The sequence below is a fragment of the Bartonella sp. AA83SXKL genome, assembly GCF_042196965.1.
In the GTDB taxonomy this organism is placed as follows: Bacteria; Pseudomonadota; Alphaproteobacteria; order Rhizobiales; family Rhizobiaceae; genus Bartonella.
In genome coordinates, this window is sequence record NZ_JBHIRG010000007.1 from 14,444 (window position 1) to 31,954 (window position 17,511).

Annotated in this window: 11 protein-coding genes; 10 read left to right on the top strand and 1 reads right to left on the bottom strand. The window is 35.3% G+C overall.

All coding sequences use genetic code 11. The features are described 5' to 3' along the window. Window positions 1–17 precede the first annotated feature (17 nt). The 10 genes from nuoN (at window position 18) to ACFINO_RS04940 (ending at window position 14,567) form a co-directional block, all read left to right on the top strand. Entirely contained in the window at window positions 18–1,472 is a 1,455-nt protein-coding gene (gene nuoN, locus ACFINO_RS04895; RefSeq protein WP_375643139.1) for an NADH-quinone oxidoreductase subunit NuoN, read from the top strand. Continuing rightward, entirely contained in the window at window positions 1,472–2,281 is an 810-nt protein-coding gene (locus tag ACFINO_RS04900; protein WP_375655160.1) for a biotin--[acetyl-CoA-carboxylase] ligase, read from the top strand. The genes nuoN and ACFINO_RS04900 overlap by 1 nt, the downstream gene beginning before the upstream one ends. A 45-nt stretch (window positions 2,282–2,326) precedes the next feature. Next, window positions 2,327–4,003: a ribonuclease J gene (locus ACFINO_RS04905; protein WP_375618170.1), complete on the top strand. Its 1,677-nt coding sequence runs from the start codon at window positions 2,327–2,329 to the stop codon at window positions 4,001–4,003. A 202-nt stretch (window positions 4,004–4,205) separates the two neighbouring features. Further along, on the top strand, window positions 4,206–5,531 hold the full coding sequence (gene proS / locus ACFINO_RS04910) for a proline--tRNA ligase (protein WP_375655161.1): 1,326 nt from the start codon (window positions 4,206–4,208) through the stop codon (window positions 5,529–5,531). 11 nt (window positions 5,532–5,542) lie between these two features. After that, on the top strand, window positions 5,543–6,811 hold the full coding sequence (locus ACFINO_RS04915; RefSeq protein ID WP_375618168.1) for a lipoprotein-releasing ABC transporter permease subunit: 1,269 nt from the start codon (window positions 5,543–5,545) through the stop codon (window positions 6,809–6,811). Beyond that, on the top strand, window positions 6,811–7,491 hold the full coding sequence (locus ACFINO_RS04920) for an ABC transporter ATP-binding protein (protein ID WP_273791269.1): 681 nt from the start codon (window positions 6,811–6,813) through the stop codon (window positions 7,489–7,491). The genes ACFINO_RS04915 and ACFINO_RS04920 overlap by 1 nt, the downstream gene beginning before the upstream one ends. 65 nt (window positions 7,492–7,556) lie before the next feature. Next, window positions 7,557–7,844, top strand: a complete 288-nt coding sequence (locus ACFINO_RS04925; protein ID WP_375655162.1) for a succinate dehydrogenase assembly factor 2 — start codon at window positions 7,557–7,559, stop codon at window positions 7,842–7,844. A gap of 5 nt (window positions 7,845–7,849) precedes the next feature. Next, window positions 7,850–11,350, top strand: coding sequence for a transcription-repair coupling factor (gene mfd, locus ACFINO_RS04930; protein ID WP_375655163.1), 3,501 nt, complete (start codon window positions 7,850–7,852; stop codon window positions 11,348–11,350). A 260-nt stretch (window positions 11,351–11,610) separates the two neighbouring features. Next, the gene (locus tag ACFINO_RS04935) at window positions 11,611–12,450 is read left to right on the top strand and encodes a hypothetical protein (protein WP_375634063.1); all 840 of its coding nucleotides are present in this window, start codon (window positions 11,611–11,613) and stop codon (window positions 12,448–12,450) included. A gap of 1,505 nt (window positions 12,451–13,955) precedes the next feature. Continuing rightward, window positions 13,956–14,567 (top strand): invasion associated locus B family protein, encoded by a 612-nt coding sequence (locus ACFINO_RS04940; RefSeq protein ID WP_375634064.1) that lies wholly within the window; start codon window positions 13,956–13,958, stop codon window positions 14,565–14,567. 88 nt (window positions 14,568–14,655) lie between these two features. On the opposite strand, the gene ACFINO_RS04945 is transcribed toward ACFINO_RS04940, so the two are convergent. After that, window positions 14,656–17,286: a ribonuclease E/G gene (locus tag ACFINO_RS04945; protein ID WP_375636720.1), complete on the bottom strand. Its 2,631-nt coding sequence runs from the start codon at window positions 17,284–17,286 to the stop codon at window positions 14,656–14,658. Window positions 17,287–17,511: the final 225 nt, after the last annotated feature.

A 17,511-nucleotide genomic window follows, 5' to 3' on the forward strand; every position in this document is an offset into this window, starting at 1 on the left:
ATAAGGGAAGAATGCACATGCAAACTGAAATAATAGCGCAATTAGTCTTAATTCTTCCAGAGCTTTTAATTGCATTAGGAGCTGTCGTGCTGCTTATGATTGGTGTTTATTCCAATACACGTGCTTCTTTAACAGTGACAGGTTTAGCCATAGCACTTCTTGTGGCAACCATTATTATTCTTATAATTTTTCCGAAAAATGGTTCATTTCAAACCAATGCGCTCGTTATCGATTCCTTTAGTCGTTATATGAAAATTTTAATGCTTATTGGTGCACTCTTTTCTCTTATCATGTCTGTTGGTTTTGCCAATGCACAAAAGTTTAATATATTTGAGTTTCCAGTACTTGTTCTTTTAGCAACCCTTGGAATGATGTTTATGATTTCAGCGGGTAATATGCTGTCGCTTTATATGGGGTTAGAGCTGCAATCTTTAGCTTTATATGTTTTAGCAGCGATTAATCGTAATAATGTAAAATCTTCTGAAGCCGGTATAAAATACTTTGTTTTAGGAGCATTATCTTCAGGGTTGCTTCTTTATGGTATTTCTTTGCTTTATGGTTTTACCGGTCAAATTGGTTTTCACGAAATTGCTCTTGCTTTAAAAGATAAAAATGTACAATTGGGGGTTATTTTTGGAATTGTCTTTATTTTAGCTGGTTTGGCTTTCAAAATTTCTGCTGTTCCGTTTCATATGTGGACACCTGATGTTTATGAAGGAGCGCCCACACCGATTACAGCATTTTTTGCTGGTGCCCCTAAAGTTGCTGCAATGGCTTTAATCATCCGTATTATTGTGGTGACCTTTATTCCCCTAGGGCGTGTTGATAACGTGATGCCTGCATGGCAACAAATTTTGGTGTTCATGGCGATTGCATCAATGATACTGGGTGCTTTTGCTGCAATCGGTCAGAATAATATTAAGCGCTTAATGGCTTATTCGTCGATCAGTCATATGGGTTATGCACTTGTTGGTTTATCTGCTGGAGATATGCTTGGGATAAAAAGCGTTATCCTTTATATGACTATTTATCTTGGAATGACGATTGGTTCATTTGCCTTTATTCTTGGAATGCGCTCTCAGAATGGAAATGTTGAAAATATTTATGATCTTTCAGGGTTAGCAAAGACGAATCCGTTTATGGCTGTTGTGATGACAATACAGCTTTTTTCTTTAGCAAGCATACCTCCTATGGCTGGTTTTTTTGGAAAGTGGTATACATTTTCTGCTGCTGTCCACGCTGGACTTACGCCACTTGCTGTCGTTGGGATGATAGCGTCTGTTGTTGGGGCTTTTTACTATTTGCGAGTCATTAAAATTATGTGGTTTGATGATGCAAAAGCGCATTTTGTTGCTTTATCGAAAGAGCTTCAATTTTGTCTTGGTCTTTCTGTATTCTTTATTTTATTTTACGCGCTTTTTGGAGTTTGGTTCGCTGAGCTAGCAGAAAAAGCAGCAACAGTATTGTTTTAATGAATATGGTTTATACTTTATCAGATTTTGCACAAAAACAGGGATACACTATTGAAGCGTACGATAGTGTTGATTCAACAAATCTCATTGCGCAACGAAAAGCGCAAACTGGTCATCAAGGTAATCTTTGGATTGTTGCACAAGAACAATCACAGGGAAGAGCAAGAAGAGGGAGGACTTGGTCTAGTCCAAAAGGGAACCTTTATTCTAGTCTTTTATTAATTGATGATATTGTTCATCAAACTGCAGCTCAACTTGGTTTTGTTGCTGGAGTAAGTGTGGCAGAGGCAATAAAACAATTGATAAAAGAGGAAAAGCAGACAAACAATATTGTGAGCTTAAAATGGCCAAACGATATTTTGCTCAGAGGAGAAAAAAGCTCTGGAGTTTTGCTTGAGATTTTTAAATTGTCATCACAACAATATGCCTTGGTTATTGGTATTGGAATAAATGTGAAATATAATTATGAAGATGCACCCTATTCCACTTCAAGCTTAAAGAATATCGGTTTGCGTATTGATGCAGAACAATTATTTACGGTTTTGACGGAGTGTTTTTCTAAAAATTACCTTCTTTGGAAACAACCAAAAGGATGTGAAATAATCCGAAAAAAATGGCTTTTATATTCCGCTCATCTTGGGAAACATGTCAAAGTGGTGAATGATGAAAAAGTCATTGAGGGTGTTTTTGATGGTCTTGATAGTGATTTTAACTGCATCATAAAGCAAAAAAATGGTCAGACAGCCATTATAACAGCTGGAGATGTTCATTTTGGTTCGGCTGCTTCTGTTAATGCAGGTCGTTATTAAAAAATTATTTTATCATCAGATACCTTAATGATTTGGGAGATGTTTATGGTTGCAGCCAATAGATGTGAATTTGTTTTTTTACCTCTGGGAGGTGTAGGTGAAATAGGGATGAATTTAGCTGCTTACGGATTTGGTCCCCAAAATCTTCGTGAATGGCTGCTAGTTGATATGGGGATTAGTTTTGCTGGTTCTGAATTACCAGGTGTCGATCTTGTTTTTCCTGATATTCGTTTTCTAGAAAGTGAAAAACATAATATACGGGGTCTTGTTTTAACACATGCACATGAAGATCATTATGGGGCCGTTCTTGATTTATGTCCAAAGTTACAAGTGCCAATTTACTGTACGCCTTTTACGGCAGGATTATTGGAAACTAAAAAACAATTAGATTTTGAATCTCAAAAAATTTTACTCAATATTTTTCAAGCTGGTGATTGTTTTCAGGTAGGTTCCTTTGCTATAGAGGCTATAGCCGTTAACCATTCAATACCAGAATCTGTATCTTTAACAATTACAACTTCTTTGGGGACTGTGATTCATACTGGTGATTGGAAAATTGATCATACTCCTCCACTCGGGGCTGTAACCGATGAAAAAAGATTTCGTGCTTTAGGCAAAAAAGGTGTTTTAGCATTACTTTGTGATTCTACAAATGCATGTCGGGATGGTATCTCTCCTTCAGAACAGCAAGTTCAAGCCAGTCTTTCAGAGATTATTTCCAAAGCTGAAGGGCGCGTTGCGATAGCAACTTTTTCTTCTAATATTGGTCGGATACGTTCTATTGCTCTTGCAGCTGAAGCTGCTGGACGTAAAGTGCTTGTCATTGGGCGTTCCCTTAAGCGAAGTATTATGGTTGCACAAGAGCTTGGTTATATGAATGGTTTAGCACCATTTGTAACGGAAGATGATTATGGCTACATCTCGCGAAAAGATCTTGTTTTAATTGTCACAGGGAGCCAAGGTGAGCCATGTGCTGCTTTAGCTAAACTGTCACGTGATGGAATGAAAAATATTGCACTTTCCGCTGGTGATACCGTTATTTATTCATCACGAAGTATTCCAGGAAACGAAAAAGCGATTATTGAGGTACAAAATCGTTTCATTGATTTGGGTATTAAAATTATTACGAATGAAGATGCACTTGTTCATGTTTCAGGTCATCCCCGTCGTTCAGAACTTTTACAGATGTATGATTGGATAAAGCCACAAATACTTGTCCCTGTACATGGGGAAGCAATGCATCTTAAGGCTCAGGCAACTTTAGCACGTCAAGCGGGTATTAAAACTGTTATGGATATCAGAAATGGCCATATGTTACGTCTTGCACCAGAGCCTGTGAAGGTTGTTGATCAAGTTCCTGTTGGACGCATCTATAAGGATGGTTGCCTAATTGGAGATGAAGATGAATTAGGGATTCGTGAACGCCGCAAACTAAGTTATGCTGGTCATGTTACTATTTCTCTCCATATAAATAGTAAGCATGAATTATTAGGGGATATAGGTCTAACAACATTCGGGTTACCTGAAAGTAATGGAAAGGGGGAAAGTTTAAAAGATATTCTTTTAGATATCGTAGAAAATACAGTTTATAATATCCCACGCATGAAACAGAAAGATAATGAACTTATTCGAGAGGCAACACGACGTGCAGTAAGAGCGGCTGTTCATGAAATTTGGCAAAAAAAACCTATCTGTACAGTTTTTTTACATCGGTCAAAATAAAAGAACTTTCCTATTACGTTATTTAAAAAGAGAAGAGCATTTTTATTTTATTGCTAAATAAGAAAAATAGAGAATAAAGCACAATAAATTTTTAAATGATAAGATCGTTATATTTGCAAGTATTCAGAATGCGGCTATAGATGAATAGAGGGTGTGATAAATTGTCCGATATGATAGATCTGATTAGGAGTTAATTATTTCAATGCGTCTTTCTCAATATTTCCTTCCACTTTTAAAAGAGAATCCTAAAGAAGCAGAAATTGTTTCTCATCGCTTCATGTTGCGCGCTGGAATGATTCGACAACAAACATCAGGGATTTATTCTTGGCTTCCTTTGGGAAAAAAAGTGCTTGATAAAGTTTGTAAAATTATTCGTGAAGAGCAAGAACGTGCGGGTGCAATAGAAATATTGATGCCTACAATTCAGTCTGCTGATCTTTGGCGTGAAAGCGGTCGTTATGATGATTATGGTTTGGAAATGCTCCGCATTAAAGATCGTCAAAAGCGTGGTTTACTTTATGGTCCAACCAATGAAGAGATGGTAACAGATATTTTTCGCTCTTATGTTCGTTCTTATAAAGATCTTCCGCTTAATTTATATCATATTCAATGGAAATTTCGTGATGAAATTCGTCCACGTTTTGGTGTGATGCGAGCACGAGAATTTTTAATGAAAGATGCTTATTCTTTTGATCTTGATTATGAAGGCTCTGAAACATCTTATAATCGTATGTTTGTTGCTTATTTACGCACTTTTTCTCGCCTTGGCTTAAAAGCAATTCCTATGCGTGCAGATACAGGTCCAATAGGGGGGGAACTCAGTCATGAATTTATCATTTTGGCTGAAACAGGAGAGAGTGCTATCTTCTGTGATAAACAATTTCTTGAACTTACCGTTCCAGATAGTTCAATCGATTTTAGTGATAAAGCTGTTTTAGATGATATTGTTAAGCAATGGACATCTTTTTATGCAGCAACGGAAGAAATGCATAATGAAGAGGAGTGGGCTAAAGTTTCTGATCATAATCGTCTTTCAGCGCGTGGTATTGAAGTAGGGCATATTTTCCACTTTGGTACTAAATATTCCGCTCCAATGGGAGCAAAAGTTATGGGACAAGATGGAAAAGAGCATGTGGTCTCTATGGGATCTTATGGTATTGGGCCTTCGCGTCTTGTTGCGGCCGCTATTGAGGCTTCTCATGATGAAAATGGTATTATTTGGCCAAAGTCGATGGCACCGTTTGATTTTGGGATTATCAATATGAAGCCCGATGATGAAAAATGCACACAGGTATGTGAGTTTCTCTATCAGGGATTAAAGAAGGTTGGTTTTGATCCGTTATTAGATGATAGAAATGAACGTCCTGGATCAAAATTTGCAACAATGGATTTGATTGGTTTGCCAACGCAAATCATTGTTGGTCCTAACAGCATTGCACAAAATGAAGTTGAAATTAAAGATCGAAAAACAGGAATAAAAAAATCTCTAAAGGTTGAAGATGTGCTCAGCCAACTTTCTATAATTTAATAGGAAATATTATGAAGAGGCTGAAAAACAAATGCTTTTCATCTTATGAGTGGATGATCGCTTTTCGTTATATGATTCCCAATAAAAAACATGTCGTTGCATCTGTTATTTCAATTATTTCTCTTATTGGGATTATGTTGGGCGTATTTGCTCTGGTTGTTGTTATGGCGGTGATGAATGGCTTTCGTACAGAACTTCTCAATCGTATTCTTGGTATGAATGGGCATCTTATTATTCAAACAGTTGATTCTGGTTTTTCTGATTATAAGACTCTTATTTCTTCTTTAGAAACTACAAATGGTGTGAAGTTTGCTTTACCTGTTATTGAAGGTCAAGCGCTTGTTCAAGGTGAAGTTCAAGGTGGCTCTGGCGCGTTAGTTCGTGGTATGCGCAAACAAGATCTAGAAAAGCTTAAAACAGTCTCTCAAAATATTAAATTAGGATCGATTTCTCGGTTTGATCAAGAAGAAGGTGTTGCAATTGGAAGTGGCTTAGCAGAAAAATTAGGACTGACAGTTGGAAGAGATATTCGTATTATTACTCCAGATGGTGATGAGACTCCTTTTGGCGTTACCCCACGTGTGAAAGCTTATAAAGTCGTTGCTATTTTTGAAGTTGGTATGTCTGAATATGATTCAATATTTATCTTTATGCCTCTCCATGAAGCACAAATGTTTTTTAATTTGGGAGATAAGGTTCAGTCTTTAGAATTATTTCTAAATGATCCTGATGCTGTTGATCAAATAAAACCTGTTGTAGAAAAAGCTGTTGATCAACAGGTCTATTTAATTGATTGGCGTACACGCAATCAGGCTTTTTTTTCAGCCTTACAGATTGAACGAAATGTTATGTTTTTCATTCTTTCTCTGATCGTTCTTGTTGCTGCTTTAAATATTATTTCAGGGCTGATTATGCTTGTAAAAGATAAAAGTCATGATATTGCAATTTTACGCACGATGGGGGCTCAACAGAGTACGATTTTGCGTATATTTATCATTACAGGAATGATGATTGGTTTTATTGGAACTATATTGGGGTTAGTTTTAGGTGTTATCGCGACCGCGAATATTAATCATATCCAAGATTTTATATCTTGGTTATTTAATGTCGACGTTTTTAATCCTCAACTTTATTTTTTAACAAAATTGCCTGCACAAATTGAGTGGAAACAGACCATCTTGGTTGCTATGATGGCTTTATTCTTGTCGTTTCTTGCTGCTCTCATTCCGGCATGGCGTGCTGCTAAGCTAGATCCGGTACAAGCTTTGAGGTATGAATAATGACAGCTATTTTAGAGCTTGTAGAGATTGAAAGACACTTTTTCGAGAGTCATAAGCCTCTCATTGTTTTAGATAAAGCGAATTTTATTCTTAATCGTGGAGAGCTTGTCGCACTTGTTGCACCATCTGGTGCTGGAAAATCAACACTTCTTCATATTGCTGGATTATTAGAAAAACCAACCGCTGGTGATGTGATGTTACGGGGTGTTTCTTGTGCAAAGCGTTCTGATAGTGAGCGAACAGCTATAAGACGAAATGATATTGGTTTTGTTTATCAATTTCATCATTTACTTCCAGAGTTTACAGCGTTAGAAAATGTCATGATACCGCAAATGATAGCAGGATTAAAAAAATCCATAGCAGAAGATCGTGCGCGCAAATTATTAACGTATCTGCGTGTTTCTCATCGTGCGAACCATCGTCCCTCAGAGTTATCGGGAGGAGAACAACAACGTGTTGCTATTGCACGTGCAGTAGCAAATGGCCCTTCGGTTCTTTTGGCTGATGAACCTACAGGAAATCTTGATCCAGTAACTTCAGCTTATGTCTTTCAAGCTTTATCTATCCTTGTTCGTCAGTCTGGTCTTTCTGCTCTTATTGCAACACATAATTACGCTTTGGCTAAGCAAATGCATCGTCGAATTACACTTAAAGAACAAAAGATTATAGAACTTCCTTAAAGCAAGGTAAAAACTTTATACGACTAATTGAATAGTTTATATTACTTTATTCAAGGAGATTTTTTATGACAGTTTTTGTCGTTGACAAAAATCAATTAGATGCTCGTCGTCGTCGATTGATTTTTCGTGCATGGCATCGCGGTATTCGTGAAATGGATCTCATTTTTGGACATTATGTTGATGCTCATATCACTAAGATGAATGATAAAACGCTCTCTGAGCTTGAGTATATTATGTCTTTTGATGATCGTGATTTACTCACATGGATTACTGGAGAAATTTTGCCCCCCTCTGAAGTTGATAGTCCACTTTTCCGTGATATTGCCAATTATCGTACTTGCTTAATTTATTAATCCCGATGCCTATATTTAAAAAAATTGTTATTCCCAAAAATAATTCTGTTCGTATGATTTTAGATGGCGTTACTGATGGATTTGAAGCCTTTGCGCTTGCTAAATTAAGTTCAGAAATTGCACAAGATAAACCGCTCATCTATGTTGTCCGTGACGGAACAAAAATTGCGCATTTACAACAAGTTTTAAATTTTATTGAACCCAATTTACCCGTACTTCAATTTCCTGCATGGGATTGTTTGCCTTATGATCGCGTATCACCAGGAATTGCTGTTATGGCACGTCGACTATCAACATTGGCACATATAGCAAATTTACGGAAAGATCCATATTCTGCAATTATATTAACAACAGCAAATGCAATTATGCAAAAGTTGCCTCCTCGTGAAATGATAGAAGCTCAGCTTATTCACGCACGTGTTGGCCAGCGCAATAACATGGGAAATCTTATTCAATTTCTAGAAACTAATGGTTTTGAACGCGTTACGGTTGTCCGAGATGTTGGTGAGTTTGCTGTAAGAGGAGGAATACTTGATATCTTTTCTCCGATGGATGTTGAACCTTTACGCCTTGATTTTTTTGGAGATACCCTAGAAAGTATCCGCGTATTTGATCCAGAAAGTCAAAGGACAACAGGCCAAAAAACTGAACTTTTATTACAGGCAATGAGTGAGATTGTTCTTACACCAGAACGCATCAGCCGTTTTAAAAGCAATTATACCCGTACATTTGGTGTATCACAAAAAAATAACATGCTTTATGAAGCAATTTCTCAAGGTCGGCGTTTTGTTGGTATGGAACATTGGCTTCCATTTTTTTATGAAGAGCTTGACACTTTTTTTGACCATTGTGGCAACCTACCGCTTGTTTTTGAGCATCTTATAGAAGAAGTTTTCATTGAGCGCTATCGTCTTATTGAAGACTATTATAACGCGCGCAAAGAGCGCGAAAATGACAAAGAAAATTCTACTTCTTATCATCCAATAGACACTAGTCTTCTCTATTTAACGCCAGAGCGTGTTTTAGAATGTGTGCAACAATCTTCACAGCGTATTGATTTTTCGCCTTTTAATATTCCACAAAGTTTGGAACAAACTGTTATTCACACCAATGTTCAACAAGGATATGATTTTGTAAAAGAGCGTAATGCGCAGGAAAAAAACGTTTTTTCAAGTGTTATTGATCACATCGCATCTTTACGCTCTGCGGGCAAAAAAGTGCTTTTAGCGTGTTGGAGTGAAGGATCTCTGAATCGTTTAGTACAAGTTCTCGACGAGCATGGATTAAAAAAAATAGATGTTGTAAAATCTTTGCAAACTGTCAAAGCAACACCACGAGATCATATATTAGCAGCCGTTATCATGATAGAACATGGTTTTGAGGCTGAAGATTTAGCTATTATAGCAGAGCAGGATATCCTAGGTGATCGCTTCATCAGATCACCAAAGCGGCGTAAGAATAATACAAATTTTATTTCTGAAGTTTCTGCTTTAAATTCTGGTGATATTGTTGTGCATATCGACCACGGTATTGGCCAATTTGTTGGTCTTAAAACCATCAGAACCACTGGAATTTTACGAGACTGCCTTGAAATTAGATATGCTGGAGGTGATTTACTTTTTTTACCTGTTGAAAATATTGAGCTTCTCTCACGTTATGGCTCAGAAGGAACAGAGGTAACTTTAGATAAATTAGGAGGTGTTGCTTGGCAAGCACGTAAAGCTCGGCTTAAAAAACATTTATTGGAAATGGCAGGGCAATTAATCCGTATAGCTGCAGAGCGTATGACTCGTGCTGCGCCTGCTTTACTTCCACCAATTGGACCATTTGATGAGTTTGTTGCTTGCTTTCCCTATGAAGAAACGGAAGATCAAATGAATGCAATTGATGCTGTTTTGGACGATCTAGCCTCAGGAAAGCCGATGGATCGCTTGATATGCGGTGATGTTGGTTTTGGAAAAACTGAAGTAGCCATTCGAAGTGCTTTTGTTGCAGCATTAAATGGATATCAGGTTGCTGTTGTTGTACCGACAACTTTGCTTTCACGTCAACATTACAAAACATTTATTTCACGTTTTCAAGGATTACCGGTTAAAATTGGACATGCTTCGAGGCTTGTAAAAGCGAAAGAACTTGCACGAGTAAAAAAAGGTGTTTCAGATGGTACAATCGATATTGTCATTGGAACCCATGCATTATTAAGTGGTGCAGTTAATTTTTTACGATTAGGCCTTCTTATCATTGATGAGGAACAACATTTTGGTGTCAAACATAAAGAGCGTTTAAAAGAGCTTAAAAGTGATATTCATGTTCTCACACTTTCAGCAACTCCCATACCACGCACTTTAGGGTTAGCTTTATCGGGTGTACGTGAACTTTCATTGATAACAACACCCCCCATTGATAGAATGGCGGTTCGTACTTTTATTTCACCCTTTGATGCACTTGTTATACGAGAGACCCTGCTTCGAGAATATTATCGTGGTGGACAAAGTTTCTATGTTTGTCCTCGTATTTCTGATCTGGCTTTTGTAGAAGAATATCTCAAAACACATGTGCCAGAACTGAAATTCGTTGTGGCTCATGGACAAATGCCGGCTGGACAACTTGATGATATCATGAATGCATTTTATGATGGACAATATGATGTGCTGCTCTCAACAACCATTATTGAATCGGGGCTTGATATTCCAACAGCCAATACCCTAATTGTGCATCGTGCTGAGATGTTTGGCCTTTCTGCCCTTTATCAGTTACGTGGTAGGGTAGGGCGTTCAAAACAACGTGCTTATGCTCTCTTTACATTTCCTGCTGGTAAAGTCTTAACAGCTGCTGCCGATCGCCGTCTTAAAGTTTTACAATCTCTTGATACCTTAGGGGCCGGGTTTCAATTGGCAAGCCATGACATGGATATCCGCGGTTCAGGAAATTTTTTAGGTGAACAGCAATCGGGGCATATCAAAGAAGTTGGATTTGAACTCTATCAAAAAATGCTTGAAGAAGCTGTTGCTGAATTAAAAGATGGAGAGCTAAATGAAGATAATCAATGGTCTCCTCAAATTTCACTTGGTACAACAGTGATGATACCAGAAAGTTTCGTGCCTGACTTATCATTACGTATGGGACTTTATCGTCGTTTAACAGAACTTGATGATTTAGAACAAATTGATGAATTTGCAGCGGAGTTAATTGATCGCTTTGGTCCTTTACCCCTTGAGGTTCAACACCTTCTTAAAGTCTTTTATATCAAAACATTATGTCGAAAAGCGCATGTAGAGAAATTAGATACAGGACCAAAGGGGATTGTTATACAGTTTCGTAATAACTATTTCGCAAATAGTGTTGCTCTTGTTCAGTGGGTTGGAAAACAAGGTTCGATGGCAAAAATTCGTCCAGATCAAAGTATCGCTCTTATTCGTAATTGGTCCACAGCGGATGAAAGGCTTGTTGGAGCAGCGAATATTATGACACAGCTTGTCGAAATGGCAGAACAACATTCTGTTTAAAAAATATCTTTATTATTTCAGAACTATTACTTATTTTTATAAAATTATTCTATAAAAACAAAAAGTTATTGATTTTGTATAAGAATAAAATTTAAGTTTATAATAAAGAGCCATTATATATTTATTTGGTTTTTATTATATACGTATTGATATAATGAAGGAAATAGATTAGACGGTTTAACCGCATTAAATAGCACTTTCAATATAATAAGCTAATAAGCTCCTGTAAATTTTTTAGAAAGAATTTAGGTAAAGATAGCATGCTTTCTTCATTACAAAAGTGTCTAACTATCGTTTTTTTGTTACTCACTTTAATATATGGCGTAAAAAACGCTTATGCTGAGTTATCTTCTGATGAACAATACCAACATTTAAAAAACAAAAGAAAGAATATTAAAGAGAGCATACAATTTATTGAAGAAAGTATATCTCATTTGGATATTTGGGAAAAAAATATTTCTAAAGCAGAATACTATGAGCGTTTACAGGAACGGAATAAGTTATATAAAAAACTGAAAACTCTGAAGGATGAATATTATAATCTTGGTTCGAAATTACAGGATCTAGCTGAAAAAAAACAAAAAATTATCTCTAGAATACATATAGCGAGAGAGTATGAAGTAGGGGAGTATGAAGAAAAGTTGATTAAAGCAAAAGATTATTTAAAAAAAACTCAAACGTTTAATGAATGGGGAATGAATGAGAAAAGTGGAGGTGATGATGAGATAATGAAAAATTATCTCATATTTATTATTGCTTGCAATACGTTAGCGGATATATTGCAAAGTGATATAGGTGCTATTTTGCGCAAAGATTTTGATTGGAAAGATAAAGATTTTAGTTGGGCTAAAGGCGCAAATAATTCAATAAGTCCTAGTTTAGTCAGGGATATTAAAGAATTACTAACAGATGGCTCTTATAGTTATGAAAAACAAATATTTGACGATATAAAAAATAGTCTTACAGAAGATAATTGGTTTGTAAAAAGTGCACCTAAGCTTTGTAATACCATTAAAGAAGTACATAATATAATGCTTCCAAACAAGAAAAAGAATATTATAGATCGTATGCGTTCTCATGTTGAAGAATTATTCAATTAAAAAATTAATTATACAAATACAGAGAAATTAAGATAATATACTAAATAATAGTTTAAATATGTTAGTAAAATATATTTTAATTTTTTGTTTTTATCATTATTTATAATAAAGTAATTTATACACATAAGATATTATCTATTATTCTTATCATATAAGCTTTAATATATATATTAAATAATAAACTCATATATCTTTTTTATGTTTTCTTTTTATGCATGATTTTTTGTGCTTGTAGTTTTTTATTTTTATCTGTTTAATTATTTTAATGACGATACATTTCATATCTTAAATCTTGTTTTATTAATACGATAAGAGAGATGTTTTATAGCTCTAAGTTGTGTTATATAGGAAAACAAAATGATATTTTGAATTCATTTTTTCTTAAAACTTAAATCATTAACGATTTATATCTTTGATGTTGTAAAAGATGAAAAGAATTTATCATTTTAGTAAATTATTTTATTTGAGAAATAACTTAAAATAAATTGATAAAAGCTATATTTTTTATTCATGTTATAAAGCTGAGAGATGATATTTGTACAGAAGTGCAATAATAGATGTATAATATATGAGCATAAATTTATTATGGCTTTAGGCACGTGAGATGATTCATAGGGGGAATCCCTTTGTTCAGTAGTTTTATCTATAAAACTAACTCTGCTTGTGATGTACAAGTGGATAAATTTTATTGATTCAATATAAGAGAGGTTTGCGCTATTAGGATCTTTCATACAATATAGAAATAGAAAAAAGATAAATTATTATTATAAATTAATATGTTATTATATTTTAAGAAAGTTTATTATAAATAAAATATTTTCAGCAGTTATAGATTTTCTCTCTAAGAAAATGTGTTGTTTAATTAAGAAAAAAGCACTTCTTTAGTAGCGTATTTTTAAACTAAACTGTTTAGTTAAACGCTATAGAATATAAAATTTTTATTACAAAAGCGTATCACCATTGTTTTGTAAACAAGGGCAGAAATTTTAGACAATCAATGGTTTTAATTCATCAAATGTTTCAATAATACCGTAGATGATTTTGTTTTTGTGTATCACACGAGGCACATAAGGAAAACTGTAAAACTTATCTGATATTTTGGAGCTTAATGCATTGCAACACCTGTTGCTAATGTTCTATAAGCTTAACATGAAGAGTAATAAATGTAAAAATTTTAATTAGTAAGTTTTTTAGAGTAGTATCAGAGTTTATTTTAATTAACATTGCAATATTGATTCGTTTGTGTAATCTTAGTTTAAATGCACAGAGGTGTTTTATGGATAGATTGCATCAAATACCAATGTGATGAAGAGGGGAAATGATATGAGTGTATAAAAATTAGAATGGCTCGTCGTATTTTTTCTCTAAATTTAACTTTTTTTTATATTGAAGTAAAAATAGTAAAATTAATTGTTATTTCATTATAATTTAATAAATTAAGTTGGAATTATATTTAATATTTTTTTGAAGTTACTTAAGAGCGCGTTGAAAGGATTAACTTAATCATGTCGCATAAAAATGTTTATTCTGCTGTTTCAGTATTAGTTGGAGCTGCTGCCCTTTTTCTTATAGCTGGTATTTCTGCAAATGCGCAAACTTTATCACAAGGTTGGTACAAAGTTTGCAGTAAGCAGCATGATGTTGATATTTGTAATACAATGAATACTGTATTATCGAATACGGGACAACCTTTAACGGCTTTTAATCTTGTTGAAATAAAAGGGAAGCAAAATGAGAAACGTATAGGTATTCAAGTACCTACAGGTCGTTTTTTGCCAGAAGGTGTTCACATTAAAATTGGTGACGAGTTCTCTAAAAAAATTCCTTATATTATTTGTAATGGACCAAGTTGTATTGCTAATGATGTCTTAGATGATAAGCTTATAGCAGCTATGAAAAGTGGTACAAAAATGGTTGTAACCACAGTTAATTTCCGTGGTTCAGCTAATCCTATTGAGTTTTCTCTTAATGGGTTTACAGCAGCCTATACCGGTCCTGGTATGGAGGAAAAAGATTTTCAACAAGAACAAATAAAGCTGCAGCAAGCCATTCAATCAAAGCAAAAAGAAATTGAAGAGCGTATGCGGGATGAGCAAGAAAAAGCAAAACAAAAGTAATAAACCCACACCATAGAAGTTGGTCAAAACGTCTTCTATAATTGTTTATTTGAACCGCCACAATTTTCTGTGGCGGTTTTTTTAATCCTTAATTTTTCGAAAGAATTCTGCGTTTCCACCAACCAATACGTTCAGTTTTGGAAGAATCATTAGGCGTTGATGAAATAACAACGGGTTGATTAATTGTTTCTTCAATTTGGGAAGGAGAGGTTTCGATAACTTTCTCCATCTCGATTACAGTTTCTTGCTCTAATATTTTTTGTATTTGCGTTGTCTCTTTAGAAGATGATTTTTTACGTGTTCCACGTGTTGATTTTTTACTCTTTTCAAGAGCTTTATCTTCTACCTCATGAACAGCTTTGTCTGCTTTTTTTGTTTTAGTTTTATGCACCGAACTGGTTGTAGGTTTTTCTTCAAGAGATTTTTGTTCTGCAATATTTTGATCATTCTCTAAAAAAAGTTGATTTTCTACTACTTTTGAAGAACGTGTTTTACGTTTTTTAGGTTTAATACTTGTATCATTTTTTTCAGATTCACTCTGTTGTTGTATATCTAGAGCTTGTGTATTATTCTTTGTTTCTTCAAGTTCAAAAGATTTAGCAGGTGAAACACGACGTTTGCGATGCGCTGCTTTAATTTCTGCTAAAGCTTGCTTAGCAAAATCTCCCACTGGTTCTGCATAAGGAACGCGAATCTGATGAAAACTATTATCTTGATTGCGTCGACCACCACGACGTCCTCGACGACGTCCTCGACGATAAGAATCATCATTCAAGGTATCTTCTTTTTTATGAACGTTGGAGAGAGAATGATCAGTAATTTCACCGTGACGATTTTTGCGCCGACGCTTTTGGTTTGTTTCAATGGGAGAAGGATTTTCAATAGATTCACTTTTTATGAAAACAGAATCTTCAATTTCTTGCTTATTGTCATCTTCCAATGAAGATTGAAAAATTCTCTCTGCTATTGAGCCTTTAGAAATAACAAGATGTTGTGTTCCAATACTATCATCTGCTTCAATACTAATATTAAGTTTAAAGCGAGCTTCTAAATTAACAAGAATATTGCGTTTATGATTTAATACATAAAGCGCTGTTGCTACGGGGGTGCGCACGATAATATTATGTTGCGAATTATGAAGAAGATATTCTTCAATTGAGCGCATGACATGTAACGCAATTGATGATTCAGAACGTATATTTCCTGTTCCTGCGCAATGTGGGCAGGGCTGTGTCGTACTTTCTAAAACCGATATGCGAATACGTTGACGACTCATTTCTAAAAGGCCGAAGTGTGAAATATGACCTACTTGAATACGAGCACGATCATTTTTTAAACAATCTTTTAATTTTTTTTCGACCAGCTTCACATTGCGTTCTTCAAGCATATCAATAAAATCAATCACAATTAAACCAGCAAGGTCACGCAAGCGTAATTGACGCGCTACTTCTTCAGCAGCTTCAAGGTTAGTTTGTAAGGCTGTCTTTTCGACAGAGAATTCTTTCGTAGAGCGGCCAGAATTTACGTCAATAGCAACAAGTGCTTCTGTTTGATTAATAACAAGATAACCACCAGATTTTAAAGAAACCTGTGGTTGCAACATTTTATCAAGTTGAATTTCAATATTATTTCTTGCGAAAATGGGCGTAGGATCACGGTAAGGTTGCACAACTTTTGCATGACTTGGCATGAGCATACGCATAAAGTCTTTCGCTTCACGATATCCTTGGTCTCCAGAGACAAGAATTTCACTAATGTTCTTATTGTAAAGATCTCGTATAGAACGCTTGATGAGATTGCTTTCTTCATGGACAAGGCATGGCGCCGTTGACTCGAGTGTCAAAGTGCGAATAGTATCCCATAACCGCATAAGATATTCATAATCACGTTTAATTTCAGCTTTTGTTCTATTGGCACCAGCGGTTCGTAAGATAACGCCCATACCTTTTGGAACGGCTAATTCTTTTACGATTTCTTTAAGACGCTTACGGTCTTGTACGTTCGTAATTTTTCGTGAAATACCACCACCACGTGCTGTGTTGGGCATTAGAACAGAGTAACGACCAGCTAGAGATAGATATGTTGTAAGGGCAGCACCTTTATTACCACGCTCTTCTTTGATAACTTGTACCAACAAAATTTGACGTCGTTTAATGACTTCTTGAATTTTATACTGGCGCCCTTGTTTTCTTTGATAAATCGGGAGCTCTTCACGGATGTCCTCAGCACCGACCATTTCAATCTCATCATAAGAGATATTGGCATTTAATGATTCTTCTGTATTATCAATTATTATCGCTTCAGATGTGATATCATTTTCAATATCGGCTGCTATAACATTGTTTTTTTCACTTTTTTTTGTTCTTCTGGAGCGTTTTTTATTTTTAGTTGCTTCTTCCGTAAAGGTATCTACAGAATTTTCTCCTACAGCTTCTTTTTCTTCTTCTTCAAGAAGAGCAAGGCGATCAGCAATAGGAATTTGATAATAATCAGGATGAATTTCAGAAAATGTTAAAAAACCATGCCGGTTTCCACCATATTCAACAAAAGCCGCTTGGAGAGACGGTTCTACACGCGTAATACGTGCGAGATAAATATTCCCCTTGAGCTGTTTTCTATGTTCTGATTCAAAATCAAGTTCTTCAATTTTGTTGCCGTGAACAACAACAACACGTGTTTCCTCCGGATGGGAGGCATCTATAAGCATTTTGTTTGACATAAGTTAATATCCTGAAGGCGACATGCACAATTTTATTCAAACGAATGCTATAACTATTCGTAAATATAAAAGGCTGTCTGCCATAAAAGGGAGGTACCAGAAAAACAGGACGGAACACCACGTGCAAAGGCATGACTGCATTTACACCATTTCTCATCATTATTTCCATCTGTTTTTTATGACTCATATTTCTTAAAAGTCTCCGGTAAAATAATCTTTAAAACA